This window comes from Microbacterium sp. Root180 (assembly GCF_001428485.1).
Lineage (GTDB): Bacteria > Actinomycetota > Actinomycetes > Actinomycetales > Microbacteriaceae > Microbacterium.
On the sequence record NZ_LMHS01000002.1, the window covers coordinates 461,711 to 478,244 of the forward strand.

Genomic DNA, 16,534 nt, shown 5'->3' on the forward strand with positions numbered 1-16,534 from the left:
AACGATTCTATGCTTCGCCGGCCACGGAGGCCTCGGCGGGCTCTTCTTCGCCTGCGGGCAGGTACCGGTCGTAGCCTTCGTCCTCGAGGCGATCGGCCAGCTCGGGACCGCCCTCCTCGGCGATGCGGCCGCTGACCATGACATGCACGAAGTCCGGGCGGATGTAGCGCAGGATGCGCGTGTAGTGCGTGATGAGCAGCACACCGAGGTCCGTCTGCTCCTTCGCGCGGTTCACGCCCTCCGAGACGACCTTGAGCGCGTCGACGTCCAGACCCGAGTCGGTCTCGTCGAGGATCGCGATCTGCGGGCGGAGGAGCTCGAGCTGGAGGATCTCGTGGCGCTTCTTCTCACCACCGGAGAATCCTTCGTTGACGTTGCGCTGCGCGAACTTCGGGTCCATGCGCAGGTTCTTCATCGACGCCTTGACGTCCTTGGTCCACGTGCGGATCGCGGGCGCCTCGCCGTCGATCGCGGTCTTGGCGGTGCGCAGGAAGTTCGTCACCGTCACCCCCGGGATCTCGACCGGGTACTGCATCGCGAGGAAGAGGCCCGCGCGGGCGCGCGCGTCGACCGACATCGCGAGGACGTCCTCGCCGTCGAGCGAGATGGTGCCGCTCGTCACGGTGTACTTCGGGTGGCCGGCGATCGTGTACGCGAGCGTCGACTTTCCCGAGCCGTTCGGGCCCATGATGGCGTGGGTCTCGCCGGTGCGGATGGTGAGCGTGACACCGTTGAGGATCGGCGTGGTGCCGGCATCCGTCTCGACCGTCACGTGGAGGTCGCGGATCTCGAGGACAGACATCGTTTCAGTACCTTCTTCAGTTCACTTCGAGCGTGACGGTGGGGTCGATGAGCACGTCATCGCCGTCGATGGTGACCGCGAAGACCGGGACCGGCTCGTACGCGGGGAGATTGAGGGGCTTGCCGGTGCGCAGCGAGAAGGCCGAGCCGTGGGCCCAGCACTCCAGCGTGTCGCCGTCGACGAATCCGTCGGCGAGCGAAATGTCGCCGTGGGTGCAGGTGTCGCCGATGGCGTGGACCTCGCCGTTCGAGTCGAGCACGACCGAGATCGCGACGCCCTCGAGCTCGACGCGGCGCGCCTCGTCCTGCACGAGTTCACTGAGGGCGCAGGCGCGCTGGGCGGTCATCGCGCGACCTCCCGTGCGAGCTCATCCTCGACGGCCGAGTACAGCTCGCTCTCGATCTCGGGGACGCCGATCTTCTGGATGATCTCCGCGAGGAAGCCGAGCACGACGAGGCGGCGGGCTTCGTCTTCGGCGATGCCGCGCGCCTGCAGGTAGAACAGCTGCTCGTCGTCGAACCGACCGGTCGCGCTGGCGTGGCCGGCTCCCCGGATGTCGCCGGTCTCGATCTCGAGGTTCGGGATCGACTCGGCGCGCGCGCCGTCGGTGAGCACGAGGTTGCGGTTCGCCTCGTACGAGTCCGTACCGACCGCGTCGGGTCCGATGAGCACGTCGCCGATCCAGACGCTGCGCGCGCCGGACCCCTGCAGGGCGCCCTTGTACAGCACATCGCCCACGGTCTCGGCGCCCTTGTGATGGAGGTACACCTGGCTCTCGAGGTGCTGACCGGCATCCGCGTAGCTGAGGCCGTAGAGCTCGCCGCGCGCGCCGGTGCCGGCGAGCTCGACGCTCGGGTTCACGCGCACGACGGCGCCGCCGAAGCTGACGATGACGTGGCGGAGGGTGGCGTCGCGCTCGACGCGGGCCTGGTGGGATGCCGCGTGCACGGCGTCGTCGTCCCACTCCTGCACCGATATCACGGTGAGGTGAGCGCCGTCCCGCACGATGATCTCGAGGTTCTGCGCGTGCTGGGCCGTGCCGGTGTGGCGGAAGACGATGGTCGCGTGCGAGTTCGGCTCGGCCTCGATGACGACGTGCGCATGAGCGAGTCCGCCCGTGCCGCGCAGGTTCACCATGATCGGCTCGGCGTACTCGGCGCCGGCAGGGATCCGCAGCAGTGGTGCCTCGGTCTCCTGCTTCCAGGCGATCGCTGCGGGCAGATCCTCGGGCCGGAAGACCTCGCCGCGGGGGGCGGTGCCGTGGGCGAGCCGCTCCTGGACGAGCCCCTCCGGTGCGGCGACATCGACCTCGATGACGCCGTGGCGCCCGGTCTCATCGGCGAACAGCGGCTGGAGCCGGTCGATCGGCGTGTGCTTCCAGTTCACCTCGCGACCCGTCGGCGCCGCGAAGGCGGCCGGGTCGTACGAGCTGAACCGCTCGGAGCGCGTCTGCACCGGGACGAACGCGCCGGCACCATCGGTGTGGCCCTGGGCACCGGGGACGGTGACGGGGGCCTGGGTAGCGGAACTCACTAGCCGACGGATCCTTCCATGCCCATCTCGATGAGCTTGTTCAGTTCGAGTGCGTACTCCATGGGCAGCTCGCGGGCGATCGGCTCGATGAAGCCGCGGACGATCATGGCCATCGCCTCGTCCTCCGGCATCCCTCGGCTCATCAGGTAGAAGAGCTGCTCCTCGCTGACCTTGGAGACCGTGGCCTCGTGGCCGAGCTGCACGTCGTCGACGCGGATGTCGATCGCCGGGTACGTGTCCGAGCGCGAGATCGAGTCGACCAGCAGCGCGTCGCAGCGGACGGTGTTCGCCGAGTGGTGCGCGTTGGCGTCAACCCGGACCTCGCCGCGGTAGCCGGCTCGTCCACCGCCGCGGGCGATCGACTTCGAGACGATGGAGGACTGCGTGTACGGCGCCATGTGGATCATCTTCGCGCCGGCGTCCTGGTGCTGGCCGGGGCCGGCGAACGCGACCGACAGGGTCTCGCCCTTGGCGTGCTCGCCCACGAGGAAGATCGACGGGTACTTCATCGTGACCTTCGAGCCGATGTTGCCGTCGATCCACTCCATGGTGGCGCCCTCATGCGCGACCGCGCGCTTGGTCACGAGGTTGTAGACGTTGTTCGACCAGTTCTGGATCGTCGTGTAGCGCACGCGGGCGTTCTTCTTGACGATGATCTCGACCACGGCCGAGTGCAGGGAGTCGCTCTTGTAGATCGGGGCGGTGCAGCCCTCGATGTAGTGCACGTACGAGCCCTCGTCGGCGATGATCAGGGTCCGCTCGAACTGGCCCATGTTCTCGGTGTTGATGCGGAAGTAGGCCTGGAGCGGGATCTCGACATGCACGCCCGGGGGCACGTAGACGAACGATCCGCCCGACCAGACGGCGGTGTTGAGCGCGGCGAACTTGTTGTCGCCGGCGGGGATGACGGTGCCGAAGTACTCCTCGAAGAACTCCGGGTGCTCGCGCAAGGCGGTGTCGGTGTCCATGAAGATGACGCCCTGAGCCTCGAGCTGCTCGTTGATCTGGTGGTAGACGACCTCGGACTCGTACTGCGCGGCCACGCCGGCGACGAGGCGCTGGCGCTCGGCCTCGGGGATGCCCAGGCGCTCGTACGTGTTGCGGATGTCCTCCGGGAGCTCCTCCCAGGAGCCTGCCTGCTTCTCGGTCGAGCGCACGAAGTACTTGATGTTGTCGAAGTCGATCTCGCTGAGGTCGGCGCCCCACGTCGGCATCGGCTTGCGGCCGAACAGCTGGTAGCCCTTGAGGCGGGTCTTCAGCATCCATTCCGGCTCGCTCTTGAGGGCCGAGATGCCGCGCACGACGTTCTCGTTGATGCCGCGCTGCGCAACGGCGCCGGCGGCATCGGTATCGTGCCAGCCGAACTCGTAGACACCCAGGCTTTCGAGCTCCGGGCGGTCGATCAGCACATCAGACATCGTCACATTCTCCTCCGGGTCCTGGCGGTGTCATCCGCCCCGGCATTCCGGCTCCTCCGGTGGAGTTACCGGAGGGGGATGCCGCTCGTGGGCCCTCTCATTCGGCGCTGGCCATCGCGCCTAGACTGTCAGTAGTCGCTGCGCCCGAACCTCACGGCTCCTGCACGCGACCGACCCCTCGATTCTACAGGTACCGGCCCGGCTCCGGACGCTCCGCGTCTTGCCCGCATGCGACCGGGCCGTTCCCCAGGAGGCTACGAGCAGCATGTCCGGCGAGCAGACGACGACGGCGGCCCCGGGCGTGTGGCGCAGATTCTGGAACTGGCTCCCCGATCGGGTCGACGGCCGGATCCGTGTCTTCGCGTGGCTGTCGTTCCTCACCGAGGTGACGATCATCGGCACCGGCGGGGCCGTCCGCCTCACCGGCTCGGGCCTGGGCTGCCCGACGTGGCCGCTGTGCACGGCCGATTCCCTCGTCCCCGTGCCCGGTGTGGATGAGGGCATCCATCAGATCATCGAGTTCGGCAACCGGCTGATGACCGGCGTCGTCGGCATCGTCGCCGCCATCCTCGTCGTGCTGGTGCTGAAGCTGCGGCATGAGCGCCGCGACCTCTATGTGCTCGCGGTCGTCGTGCTCGGCGGTGTCGCAGCCCAGGCGATCGTCGGCGGCATCACGGTGCTCACGGGCCTCAACCCCTTCATCGTCGGCTTCCACTACGTCGCCTCGCTCGCACTGGTCTGCGTCACTGCGGCGTTCCTGGTGCGGATGTCGCAGCCCGGCGGCCCCCGCGTGCTCGCCGTGGCGCGCTGGCAGGCGGTGCTCACGCACCTGACGACGCTGGCCATGGCGCTCACGATCGCCTTCGGCGTGCTCACGACGGGCGCGGGTCCGCACTCCGGCGACGCCGATGCCGGCCGCAACGGCTTCAACGCGGAGCTGCTCGAGCACGTGCATGCGTGGCCCGGCTATGCGCTGTTGGCACTCACCGTCGTCCTCGTCGTGGCCGCCTGGCGCTCGCGCGCCGCCGCGCCGAAGCTGCTGCGCTGGACGATCGTGCTGCTCGCGGTCGAACTCGTCCAGATCGCGGTCGGCCTATATCAGGCGCGCAACGGTCTCCCCGAGCTCGCCGTGGGCGTGCACATGGTGCTCGCCGCCCTGGCCGCCGCCACGATGACCGTCGTCGTCCTGCACCTCAAGCGGCCCGCCCAGGATTCATAGCGGGTTCATCGGAAACGCCGAGCACCTGTTCGGGACGGCACGAAAGGCTTGCGGATGCCGCGACCGCCCGTGTCGCGCATCGAGGAGTGAAAGCCATGCCTACCCGTCCCCGCCTGGTCCGCAGCATCCCCTTCTGGGCTCTCGTGGCCGCCTCCGTGGCGACCGCCGTCAGCGGTGCCGTGCTGCTGGTCGACAAGCTCGGCGTCATGACCACGACCCTCACCGACGGCTCGGCGACCGGTGTCGAGGTGTACGTCGGCCAGTCGGTGGCCGGTCTCGGCGCGATCCTGCTCGGCGCCGGCATCGTCGGCATCCTGATCTCGCTCGCCGTGGCGACCGCCGCGAGCCTGCGTCCCCTCGCGCCCGTCGAGGTCGTGGAGCCCATCGACTGGTCGGCCGACAGTGTCGACGATGCGCCGGTCGATGAGGCCGTCGAGGCCGACGCAGCGGAACTCACCGCCACGCGCTGATCGCCGCCGTGTCCTCGGGGCGCGTTCGACCGGGTGACCGGCGGACGCGCCCCGTCGGCATCTGCGGGCCGATACTGGGGGCGTGGACCCCGTCGAATCGATCACCTGGATCGTCCTTTTCGTCCTGACCACGGTCACGGTCACCGGACTCGTCGGCCGCATGGGATGGTCGGCTCCGGTCGCCCTCGTCGCAGTGGGCGGCATCGTCTCGTTCGTGCCCGGCGTGCCCGAAGTGACGGTCGATCCCGACCTCATCCTCTACGGCATCCTTCCTCCGCTGCTCTTCGCCGCAGCCATCCGCACGTCGGTCATCGACGTCCGCGCCCGCCGTGACAGCATCCTGCTGCTCTCGGTCGGGCTCGTCGCGTTCACCGTGGTGACCGTCGGCTTCGCCACCTACCTGCTCGTCCCGGCGCTCACGCTGGCCGCCGCGTTCGCGTTCGCCGCGGTGGTCGCGCCGACCGACGCGATCGCCGTCACGGCGATCGCGGGGCGCCTCGGCCTCCCCCGGCGCGTCGTGACGATCCTCGAGGGCGAGAGCCTGCTCAACGACGCCACCGCGCTGGTCGCGCTCAACGCGTCGATCGCGGCGATCGTGAGCGTGGTCACTCCCGCCGACATCGGGATCGAGTTCGCGATCGCCGTCGTCGCCGGCGTCGCGATCGGCCTCGGCGTCGGCTGGGTGGTCTCCCTCGTGCGCGCGCAGCTGCACTCCCCCGTGCTCGACACGAGCCTCATACTCATCACGCCGTTCGCCGCGTTCCTCCTGGCGGAGCTCGTGCACGCGTCCGGCGTGCTCGCCGTGGTGATCGCGGGACTCTATCTGGGATACCGGGCGCCGACCGTCGCCTCAGCCGAGGCCCGGGTGGCCGAGCGGGTCAACTGGAAGACGATCCAGTTCCTCCTCGAGAACGCCGTGTTCCTGTTCATCGGGCTGAATCTGCGCGGAATCCTCGAAGGCGCGATCGCCACCGGGCCGGGGGTCTGGCCGACGGTGCTCATCTGCGCCGGCATCCTCCTCGCACTGGTCGCCTCGCGCTTCGCCTGGGTCATGGCCACGACGCTCCTGTACCGCAAGGGGCCCCGTCGTCTGCGCGAGCGCAGCTGGGCCTGGGGAAACGGCGTGGCGGTCGCCTCCGCCGGCGTGCGCGGCGTCGTCACGCTCGCAGCGGTATTCCTCCTGCCGCCCGAGACGCCCGAACGCGAGTACCTGCAGTTCCTCGCATTCGTCGTGGTCGTGGCGAGCCTCGTCGGCGGCCTCGCCCTGCCGTGGATCGTCCGGCGCCTGCGTCTGCCGCGCCCGAGCCTCACGCAAGAGCTGACGGAGCGCCGGCTGCTCATGGCCGAGGCGCGCGCTGCGGGCATCAGCCGTCTCGACGAGGAGGCGACGCCCGCCGACGAGGCCCGCATCGTCGAACTGCTCCGCACGGATGCCGGCTTCCTGGGCGAGACGCTGGACATCTACGGGCCGGATGCCTCGATCCCCCAGCTCGAGTCGAAGCTCCGGCTGCGCCGCGCCATGCTCGACGCGGAGCGCTCCGCAGTGCTCGACGCCCGCCGCGAGGGCCGGTACCAGGAGCCGGCCATCATGGCCGCGCTGCAGGCGATCGACGCGGAGGAGACCGCGCTCAAAGCCCAGTACCCCAAGCAGGACTGACTAGAACGGCAGGAGCGGGTCGACCGCGATCGCCACGAAGAGCAGCGTGAGATACGTGATCGACGCGTGGAACACCCGCATCGGGCGCGGTTCCGTGCCGCGGACGGCGCGGTTGTAGAGGCGATGCGACTCGTAGATGAACCACCCGCCGAAGACGAGTGCCGAGACCGTGTAGACGAGGCCCATGTCGGCGACCGGGATGAGCAGCAGCGAGCAGGCGACGGTCGCCCACGCGTACAGGATGACCTGGAGGCCGACCTGCGAGCCGTTGCGCGTGGCTCCGAGCATCGGCACGTGGACCTCTTCGTACTGCTCCTTGTACTTCATCGACAGCGGCCAGTAGTGCGGCGGCGTCCAGAGGAAGACGAGGGTGAAGAGGATCACCGGGGGCCAGGCGAGCGAGCCGGTCACGGCCGTCCACCCGATGAGCACCGGGAAGCAGCCGGCGATGCCGCCCCACACGATGTTCTGCTCGGTGCGGCGCTTGAGGATCATCGTGTAGATCACGACGTAGAAGAAGATCGCTCCCGCCGACAGCACCGCGGCCAGCCAGTTGGTCGTGAGCCACAGCCACACCGTCGAGAAGGCTGCCAGCGTCCACGCGAAGATCAGTGCGCCGCGCGGGGAGACCTCGCCGGTCACGAGAGGGCGGTTGACGGTGCGCTGCATATGCGCATCGATATCGCGGTCGAGGTACATGTTGAACGCCGCCGCCGAGCCGGCGCTGGCGGTGCCGCCGATGACGGTCGCCACCACGAGCCACAGGCTCGGGAACCCGCCCTGCGCGAGGATCATGACCGGCACCGTGGTGACCAGCAGCAGCTCGAGCACGCGCGGCTTCATGAGCGCGATGTACGCGCGGACGGTACGACCGAAGGGCTGACGCGTCCCGCGCGGTGTCCGAGGGGATGCCTCGGCCCGCGCCGTCGTCGTGATGTCCATCGCCCCCGCAATCGCCGCCTGCAGAACTGCTGTCGAGTCTATGGCATCGGCGCGGCGCGCCCCGGCGCGTGAGGGCTCACAAGGTCGCAGGAACGACGGTGAGCGAATCGTCACCGCGAGGACACGGGGAGGACACGCGCGGCGCCGACGCCTCAGCAAGACTCCGTCATACAGCGGCTGACATGGCCGACGCGGCATGCCCCTTCGCTATGCTGAAACCACACGCGCGCCCCGCGCCGATCCCCCTTCTCCGACTCCGGACGAGGCTGCGGCACGGCCCTCGTCGGGCGCACTTTCATGAGAGAGGCGGTCCCGTGTCGGAACTGCGTTGGGATGAGATCGATCGGCGCGCGGTGGACACCGCTCGCGTTCTGGCGGCGGACGCCGTCGAGAAGGTGGGCAACGGCCACCCCGGCACCGCGATGAGCCTGGCGCCGGCGGCGTACCTGCTGTACCAGCGCGTGCTGCGCCACGACCCCGCCGACACGCAGTGGGTGGGCCGCGACCGGTTCATCCTCTCGGCCGGCCACTCCTCGCTCACGCAGTACGTGCAGCTCTACCTCGGCGGGTTCGGTCTCGAGCTCGACGACCTGAAGGCGCTGCGCACGTGGGGCTCGAAGACCCCCGGTCACCCCGAGTACGGCCACACGGCGGGCGTGGAGATCACGACCGGCCCGCTGGGCCAGGGTCTCGCGTCGTCGGTCGGGTTCGCGTACGCGGCCCGGTACGAGCGCGGGCTGTTCGACCCCGAGGCGCCCGCGGGCACCTCGCCGTTCGACCATTTCGTCTACGTCGTCGCGGGCGACGGGGACCTGCAGGAGGGTGTGACGAGCGAGGCCTCCTCCCTCGCCGGCCACCAGCAGCTGGGCAACCTCATCGCGATCTACGACTCCAACCAGATCTCGATCGAGGATGACACGAACGTCGCCTTCACCGAGGATGTCGCGAAGCGCTACGAGTCCTACGGATGGCACGTGCAGACCGTGGACTGGAAGCGGACCGGCGAGTACGTCGAAGACGTCGCCGAGCTCTACGCCGCGATCGAGGCCGCCCAGGGCGAGACCGACAAGCCGTCGCTCATCATCCTGCGCACGATCATCGGCTGGCCGTCGCCCGGCAAGCAGAACACGGGCAAGATCCACGGCTCGGCCCTCGGCGCGGACGAGCTCGCCGCCACGAAGAAGGTGCTCGGCTTCGACCCGGAGCAGTCCTTCGTCGTCGCCGAGGACGTGCTCGCGCGCACCCGCTCGCTCGCAGAGCGCGCCGCCGAGGAGCGCGCCGCCTGGCAGAGCTCGTTCGACGCGTGGGCCGCGGCGAATCCCGAGCGCAAGGCGCTGCTCGACCGCCTCATCGCTCGGCAGCTGCCCGAGGGCATCGCTGGCGCCCTCCCCTCGTTCGAAGCCGGCAAGGAGGTCTCCACGCGCGCGGCATCCGGCGTCGTGATCAACGCCCTCGCCGCCGAGCTCCCCGAGCTGTGGGGCGGATCGGCCGACCTCGCCGAGTCGAACCTCACCACGATCAAGGCCTCGAAGTCCTTCATCCCGTCGGAGTGGTCCACGCACGAGTGGTCGGGCGACCCCTACGGACGGGTGCTGCACTTCGGCATCCGCGAGCACGCGATGGGTGCGATCGTCAACGGCATCGTGCTGCACGGCCCGACTCGCGCGTTCGGCGGCACGTTCCTCATCTTCAGCGACTACATGCGCCCGTCGGTGCGTCTGGCCGCGCTGATGGACATCCCGTCGATCTTCGTGTGGACCCACGACTCTGTCGCCCTCGGGGAGGACGGACCCACCCACCAGCCGGTCGAGCAGCTCGCGACGCTGCGCGCCATCCCGAACTTCACGGTGGTGCGTCCGGCCGACGCCAACGAGACCGCGGTCGCGTGGCTGGAGCTGCTGCGCCGCACCGCGGGCCCGGCCGGCATCGCCCTCACCCGCCAGAACATCCCGGTGTTCGCGCGCGGCGAGGGTGCGGCATCCGGTGACACCTTCGCGTCGGCCGACCTCGTCGCCAAGGGCGCGTATGTGCTCGCCGAGGCGCCCGGAGGCACTCCCGATGTGATCATCGTGGCCACCGGCTCCGAGGTGCAGCTGGCCGTCGCGGCCCGCGAGACCCTCGCCGCCGAAGGCGTGAACGCCCGCGTCGTGTCGGCGCCGTCGCTCGAGTGGTTCGACGAGCAGGATGCCGCGTACCGCGAGTCGGTGTTCCCCGCCGCCGTCACCGCCCGCGTGTCGGTCGAGGCGGGGTCGTCCCTCACGTGGCGCTCCATCGTCGGCGACAAGGGCCGCTCTGTCGCCATCGACCACTTCGGCGCCTCCGCCGACTACAAGACCCTCTTCCAGCAGTTCGGCATCACCGCCGACGCCGTCGTCCAGGCGGCACGCGACACCCTCCAGGAGAACGCATGAGCACCCCCACCGAAAAGCTCTCCGCCGCCGGCGTGAGCATCTGGCTGGACGACCTGTCACGCGACCGGATCACGTCGGGCAACCTGACGGAGCTCATCAGCACGCGCAACGTGAGCGGCGTCACGACCAACCCGACGATCTTCCAGGGCGCGATCGGCGGCGGCGGTCACGCCTACGCCGACCAGATCGCGCAGCTGGCGGCCCAGGGCGCCTCGGTCGACGAGGCGATCTTCGCCGCGACCACCGACGACGTCCGCGACGCGGCCGACATCTTCCGTCCGGTCTTCGACGCCACCCACGGCGTCGACGGCCGCGTGTCGATCGAGGTCTCCCCCGACCTCGCGCACGACACCGAGGCCACCATCGCGCAGGCGAAGGAGCTATGGGCGACGGTCGGCCGCCCCAACGTGCACATCAAGATTCCCGCGACCAAGGCCGGCCTGCCGGCCATCACCGCGGTCCTCGCCGAGGGCATCTCGGTCAACGTCACACTGATCTTCAGCCTCGAGCGCTACGCCGAGGTCATCGACGCATACCTCGCCGGCATCGAGCAGGCGCAGGCGAGCGGCCACGACATCTCCCAGATCCACTCGGTCGCGTCGTTCTTCGTGTCGCGCGTGGACACCGAGGTCGACAAGCGCCTCACCGCCATCGGCGGCGACCACGCCGAGGGACTGACCTCGCTCGCGGGCGTGGCCAACGCCCGTCTGGCCTACGAGCTGTTCGAGAAGGAGTTCGCCGGCGAACGCGCGGCCGCGCTGACGGCTGCCGGAGCCAACGCCCAGCGTCCGCTGTGGGCATCGACCGGCGTCAAGGACCCCGCCCTCCCCGACACGCTCTACGTGACCGAGCTCATCGCGCCCGGCACCGTGAACACCATGCCCGAGAAGACGCTCGAGGCCACCTTCGATCACGGCGAGATCGCCGGCGACACGGTCACCGGCACCTACGCGGCGGCGCACAAGATCTTCGCCGACCTCGCTGCAGCCGGCGTGGACTTCGCCGACGTCACCCAGGTGCTCGAAGACGAGGGGGTCGACAAGTTCATCGCCTCCTGGCACGACCTCCAGGGCACCGTCAGGACCGCCCTCGAGAACGCCCCCGAGGTGGCCCGATGAGCTTCGACATCCACCTGAGCGGGCACGTCAAATCCGTCGTCGACGAGACGCTCCCCGGGCTGGTGTCGAGCCTCGTCGCGTCGGGCATCACGGCCGGCGACGGCACGCTCTGGGGCCCGGCGGCCGAGGACGAGGCCTCTCGGCGTCTGGGGTGGGTGGAGGCCGTCAGCGTCTCGCGCCCGCTCGTGCCGCAGATCGAGGCCCTGCGTCAGCAGCTGGCAGCCAAGGGCGTCACGCGCGTCGTCCTCGCGGGCATGGGCGGCTCGTCGCTCGCCCCCGAGGTCATCGCCCAGACAGCCGGGGTGCCCCTGGTGATCCTCGACTCGACAGCTCCCGGCCAGGTGCTCGCCGCGATCGACGGCGACGCCCAGCAGGGCGGCCTCTCCCAGACGGTGCTCGTCGTGTCGTCGAAGTCGGGATCCACCGTCGAGACGGATTCGGCCAAGCGCGCGTTCGAGGCCGCCTTCCGCGATCTCGGCATCGACCCGCTCGAGCGCATCGTCGTCGTGACCGACCCGGGCTCGCCGCTCGACCAGGCTGCGCGCGCGGACGGATACACGGTGTTCAACGCCGACCCCACCGTCGGCGGCCGCTACTCGGCACTCACCGCGTTCGGCCTGGTTCCGACCGGGCTCGCCGGAGTCGACATCGCCGAGCTTCTCGACGAGGCCGACGCGACCCTCCTCGAGGTCGCGATCGACAGCCCCGACAATCCCGCTCTCGTGCTGGCCGCGGCGATCGCCGGGGGCGAGCCGCGCCGCGACAAGCTCGGGCTGGTGACAGACGGCACGCACATCGTGGGCCTGCCGGACTGGATCGAGCAGCTCGTCGCGGAGTCCACCGGCAAGGAAGGCACCGGCATCCTGCCCGTCGTCCTGCTTCCGGTGTCGCCCGAGGTCGAGAACAAGCCGTCCGACGTGCAGATCGTGCGGCTCGTCGACGAGGCGAAGAAGTTCCACCTGTTCGAGCATCACACCGACGAGGTGCTCATCAGCGGATCGCTCGGCGCTCAGCTCGTGGTGTGGGAGTACGCCACCGCGATCGCGGGACGGATGCTGGGGATCAACCCGTTCGATCAGCCCGACGTCGAGTCGGCGAAGATCGCCGCGCGCGGCCTCCTGGACGCGCGTCCCGAGCCGACGGAGCCCGCCTTCTCCGTGGACGGCGTCGAGGTGCGCGTGTCAGACCCGGAGCTCGCCGCCTCGGGGACCGTGGCCGGCGTGCTCGACGCCCTGTGGTCTCGCCTGCCGGAGGACGGGTACGTCTCGATCCAGGCCTACGTGAACCGACTCGAGCTCGACCAGCTCCCGGGTCTGCGCGAGCTCGTCGCCGCGGACTCCGGCCGGCCGACCACCTTCGGGTGGGGGCCCCGGTTCCTTCACTCGACCGGGCAGTTCCACAAGGGCGGACCCGCCAACGGCGTGTTCCTCCAGATCCTCGAGCAGACCGACGTCGATCTCGAGATCCCGGGCCGTCCGTTCACGTTCGGCCAGCTCATCCAGGCGCAGGCTGCCGGCGACGCCAGCGTGCTGGCCGACGGCCACGGTCGCCCGGTCGTCACGCTCACCCTCACCGACCCGCGGATCGAAGTGCTCTCGCTCTTCGAGGCGGCCCAGTAGGAGAACCCCCCTTCGATGACTGTCGAGATCTCGCGCGGGCACAACCCGCTGCGCGACCCCGAAGACCGTCGCCTGAACCGGATCGCCGGTCCGAGCGCACTCGTGATCTTCGGGGTGACGGGAGACCTCTCCCGCAAGAAGCTGATGCCCGCCGTCTACGACCTCGCCAACCGCGGACTGCTCCCTCCGGGGTTCGCCCTGGTCGGCTTCGCGCGCCGCGACTGGGAGGATCAGGACTTCGCGCAGGTCGTGCACGATGCGGTGCGTCAGCACGCACGCACCGAGTTCCGCGACGAGACGTGGCAGCAGCTGTTGCAGGGCATCCGGTTCGTGTCGGGCGAGTTCGGCGACCCCGACGCGTTCCGACGCCTTCGCGAGACGGTCGAGAAGCTGGACGTCGAGCGCGGGACCATGGGCAACCACGCCTACTACCTCTCGATCCCGCCCAAGGACTTCGCGCTCGTCGCGGAGCAGCTGCGCGCCTCCGGCCTGGTGGACGACACCGCCGACCAGCCCGACCGCTGGCGGCGCGTGGTCATCGAGAAGCCGTTCGGCCACGACCTGGAATCGGCGCAGGCGCTGAACGACGCCCTGCGATCGACCTTCCCGACCGACTCGATCTTCCGCATCGACCACTACCTCGGCAAGGAGACGGTCCAGAACATCCTGGCGCTGCGCTTCGCGAACGAGCTGTACGAGCCGATCTGGAACGCCAACTACGTCGACCACGTGCAGATCACCATGGCCGAGGACATCGGCGTGGGAGGCCGTGCCGGGTATTACGACGGCATCGGCGCCGCCCGCGACGTGATCCAGAACCATCTGCTGCAGCTCATGGCGCTCACCGCGATGGAGGAGCCCATCTCCTTCGACGCGAAGAACCTCCGCGCCGAGAAGGAGAAGGTGCTCGCGGCCGTCACTCTGCCCGACGACCTGTCGCGCTCGACCGCGCGCGGTCAGTATGCGGGCGGCTGGCAGGGCGGCGAGAAGGTGCTCGGCTTCCTCGAGGAAGACGGCATGAACCCGCAGTCGACCACCGAGACCTATGCGGCCATCACACTCGAGGTCAACACGCGGCGCTGGGCGGGCGTTCCGTTCTACCTCCGCACGGGCAAGCGCCTCGGCCGCCGCGTCACCGAGATCGCTGTCGTGTTCAAGCGCGCCCCCGAGCTGCTCTTCTCGCGCAGCCAGACCTCGGGCCAGGGGCAGAACGCCCTCGTGATCCGCGTGCAGCCCGACGAGGGCGTCACGATCCGGTTCGGATCGAAGGTTCCCGGCGCCGGCGCGCAGGTGCGAGACGTGACGATGGACTTCGGCTACGGCCACGCCTTCACCGAGGCGAGCCCCGAGGCGTACGAGCGGCTCATCCTCGATGTTCTGCTCGGCGACCCTCCGCTGTTCCCGCGCCATGAGGAGGTCGAGCTCTCGTGGAAGATCCTCGATCCGATCGAGGAATTCTGGACGGCGCAGGGCGGTCCGCTCGAACAGTATTCGCCCGGGTCGTGGGGCCCGGCGTCCGCGGATGAGATGCTCGCCCGCGATGGCCGCACCTGGAGGCGCCCGTGATCGTCGATCTGCCCGACACCACCGTCAGCAAGATCTCGCGCGCGCTGGTCAGCGTGCGCGAGGAGGGCGGTGCCGTCGCCCTCGGTCGCGTGCTGACGCTCATCATCCTCACGCGCGAGGGGGCGATGGAGGAGGTCATCGAGGCAGCCAACGACGCGTCGCGCGAGCACCCGATGCGCGTCCTGGTGCTGCTCATCGGCAACGCCGAGGAGTCGGACTCGCGCCTGGACGCCCAGATCCGCGTGGGCGGCGACGCCGGAGCGAGCGAGGTCGTCACGCTGCGCATCACGGGTGAGGCGGGCCACTCCAACCTCGAGTCGCTCGTGACCGGGCTGCTGCTGCCCGACGCCCCCGTCGTCGTGTGGTGGCCGAACCGCACCCCCGAGAACATCTCCAAGACCTCGATCGGGCGCATCGCGCAGCGGCGCATCACGGATGCCGCGACCAAGTCGGATCCCTCCGCCTGGGTCGCCTCGCTCGGCGAGCAGTACGCACCCGGCGACACGGACCTCGCCTGGACGCGCCTCACCCGCTGGCGCGAGCAGCTCGCGGCGATCCTCGACCAGCCGCCGTACGAGGCCGTCACCGCCGTCCGCGTGCGCGGGGCCGCCGACTCCCCCTCGACCGCGCTGCTGGCCGCGTGGCTGCGCCTGGCGCTCGACGTGCCGGTGGACTGGGCCTACCTCACCCCCGAGGAGTGGCCGCACGGGATCAAGTCGGTCGCCCTCGTCCGCGAGAGCGGAGAGGTGCTGCTCGAACGCCCGGTCTCGGATTCCGCCATCCTCACCCAGCCCGGTCAACCCAGTCACGAGCTGGCCTTCCCGCGCCGCACCCTGCGCGAATGCCTGGCCGAGGAGCTCCGCCGGCTCGACCCGGACGTCCTGTATGGTCGAGTGATCACGGAGGGATGGCAGCTGCTCGACCCCCCGGCGACGAAGGAGACGCAAGACGCATGAGCGAGTCGTCGGGTGAGTGACCACGATGGTTGAAGCCTGGGCCGAGAAGCGCGTCGTCATCAGTCACGATCCTTCGTCCCTCGCCGAGTCGGTCGCCACGCGGTTCCTCAGCCGCGTGTCGAAACGTGTCGAGGAAGGCAAGCTCGCGCACGTCTCCCTCACCGGCGGTTCGATGGGATCGGCCGTGCTCGCCGCCGCAGCGCGCAACCCGCGCCTGACGACGATCGACTGGTCGCGCGTGCACTTCTGGTGGAGCGACGAGCGCTTCGTCCCCCGCGGCGACGCGGACCGCAATGAGAAGCAGGCGCGCGCCGCGCTGCTCGACGCCCTCGACCTCCCGGCCGGCAACATCCACGCGGCTGCTGCGAGCGATGAGGGCATGGGACTGGATGCCGCTGCCGAGGCCTACGCGGCGGAGCTCGCGGCATTCTCCGGTTCGGAAGGACCGTGGCCGTCGTTCGACGTGTGCTTCCTCGGCGTCGGGCCCGATGCGCACATCGCCTCGCTGTTCCCCGATCGCCCCGAGATCCTTCTCACCGATCGTGCCGTGGTCCCGGTGCGCGACTCTCCCAAGCCACCACCGGAGCGCGTATCGATGACGCGTCCGGTGATCAACAGCTCGAAGCGCGTATGGATGGTGCTCTCGGGCGCCGACAAGGCCTCCGCGCTCGGCCTGGCCCTCGCCGGCGCGAGCTACGCGAGCGTCCCCGCCGCGGGCGCCAAGGGCCGCAAGCGCACGGTGTTCTTCGTCGATCTCGATGCCGCCGCTCAGGTGCCCCCGGAGCTCATCGACCGCGAGTACTGACCTCACCACACGAAGAAG

At 69.7% G+C, this 16,534-nt stretch carries 14 protein-coding genes; 9 read left to right on the plus strand and 5 right to left on the minus strand.

What is annotated here, in order from left to right:
- Positions 1-7: 7 nt before the first annotated feature.
- Genes sufC through sufB form a run of 4 tightly spaced genes read right to left on the minus strand, consistent with a single transcriptional unit; the run spans position 8 to position 3,753 of the window.
- Entirely contained in the window at positions 8-802 is a 795-nt protein-coding gene (gene sufC / locus ASD93_RS06505) for a Fe-S cluster assembly ATPase SufC (RefSeq protein WP_056120390.1), read from the minus strand.
- 16 nt (positions 803-818) lie between these two features.
- Positions 819-1,148 carry a non-heme iron oxygenase ferredoxin subunit gene (locus ASD93_RS06510; protein ID WP_056120393.1) on the minus strand — a complete coding sequence of 110 codons (330 nt, stop codon included), beginning with the start codon at positions 1,146-1,148 and terminating at the stop codon, positions 819-821.
- Entirely contained in the window at positions 1,145-2,335 is a 1,191-nt protein-coding gene (gene sufD, locus ASD93_RS06515; RefSeq protein ID WP_056120395.1) for a Fe-S cluster assembly protein SufD, read from the minus strand. Before sufD ends, ASD93_RS06510 begins: the two co-directional genes overlap by 4 nt.
- Entirely contained in the window at positions 2,335-3,753 is a 1,419-nt protein-coding gene (gene sufB / locus ASD93_RS06520; RefSeq protein WP_056120398.1) for a Fe-S cluster assembly protein SufB, read from the minus strand. Before sufB ends, sufD begins: the two co-directional genes overlap by 1 nt.
- A 265-nt stretch (positions 3,754-4,018) precedes the next feature.
- On the opposite strand from sufB, the gene ASD93_RS06525 reads away from it, so the two are divergent.
- The 3 genes from ASD93_RS06525 to ASD93_RS06535 all read left to right on the plus strand — a co-directional run bounded on the left by ASD93_RS06525 (position 4,019) and on the right by ASD93_RS06535 (position 7,099).
- Positions 4,019-4,972, plus strand: coding sequence for a COX15/CtaA family protein (locus ASD93_RS06525; protein ID WP_082569207.1), 954 nt, complete (start codon positions 4,019-4,021; stop codon positions 4,970-4,972).
- Positions 4,973-5,067: 95 nt separating this feature from the next.
- Positions 5,068-5,442 carry a hypothetical protein gene (locus ASD93_RS06530; protein ID WP_056120401.1) on the plus strand — a complete coding sequence of 125 codons (375 nt, stop codon included), beginning with the start codon at positions 5,068-5,070 and terminating at the stop codon, positions 5,440-5,442.
- A gap of 82 nt (positions 5,443-5,524) precedes the next feature.
- The gene (locus tag ASD93_RS06535) at positions 5,525-7,099 is read left to right on the plus strand and encodes a Na+/H+ antiporter (RefSeq protein WP_056120404.1); all 1,575 of its coding nucleotides are present in this window, start codon (positions 5,525-5,527) and stop codon (positions 7,097-7,099) included.
- Here ASD93_RS06535 and ASD93_RS06540 read toward each other — a convergent pair whose 3' ends face one another.
- Positions 7,100-8,041 (minus strand): heme o synthase, encoded by a 942-nt coding sequence (locus ASD93_RS06540; RefSeq protein WP_056120408.1) that lies wholly within the window; start codon positions 8,039-8,041, stop codon positions 7,100-7,102. It lies immediately after the preceding gene.
- A gap of 314 nt (positions 8,042-8,355) precedes the next feature.
- On the opposite strand from ASD93_RS06540, the gene tkt reads away from it, so the two are divergent.
- From tkt to pgl, 6 genes are read left to right on the plus strand one after another with little or no spacing between them, the layout of a single operon-like run.
- Positions 8,356-10,452: a transketolase gene (gene tkt, locus ASD93_RS06545; protein ID WP_056120411.1), complete on the plus strand. Its 2,097-nt coding sequence runs from the start codon at positions 8,356-8,358 to the stop codon at positions 10,450-10,452.
- Positions 10,449-11,570, plus strand: coding sequence for a transaldolase (tal, locus tag ASD93_RS06550; RefSeq protein WP_056120413.1), 1,122 nt, complete (start codon positions 10,449-10,451; stop codon positions 11,568-11,570). Before tkt ends, tal begins: the two co-directional genes overlap by 4 nt.
- On the plus strand, positions 11,567-13,189 hold the full coding sequence (locus ASD93_RS06555) for a glucose-6-phosphate isomerase (protein ID WP_056120416.1): 1,623 nt from the start codon (positions 11,567-11,569) through the stop codon (positions 13,187-13,189). The genes tal and ASD93_RS06555 overlap by 4 nt, the downstream gene beginning before the upstream one ends.
- 15 nt (positions 13,190-13,204) lie before the next feature.
- Positions 13,205-14,755, plus strand: coding sequence for a glucose-6-phosphate dehydrogenase (zwf, locus tag ASD93_RS06560; RefSeq protein ID WP_056120419.1), 1,551 nt, complete (start codon positions 13,205-13,207; stop codon positions 14,753-14,755).
- Positions 14,752-15,711, plus strand: a complete 960-nt coding sequence (locus tag ASD93_RS06565; protein ID WP_056120422.1) for a glucose-6-phosphate dehydrogenase assembly protein OpcA — start codon at positions 14,752-14,754, stop codon at positions 15,709-15,711. The genes zwf and ASD93_RS06565 overlap by 4 nt, the downstream gene beginning before the upstream one ends.
- A 25-nt stretch (positions 15,712-15,736) precedes the next feature.
- On the plus strand, positions 15,737-16,516 hold the full coding sequence (gene pgl / locus ASD93_RS06570) for a 6-phosphogluconolactonase (RefSeq protein WP_056120940.1): 780 nt from the start codon (positions 15,737-15,739) through the stop codon (positions 16,514-16,516).
- The last annotated feature ends 18 nt before the right edge of the window (positions 16,517-16,534 follow it).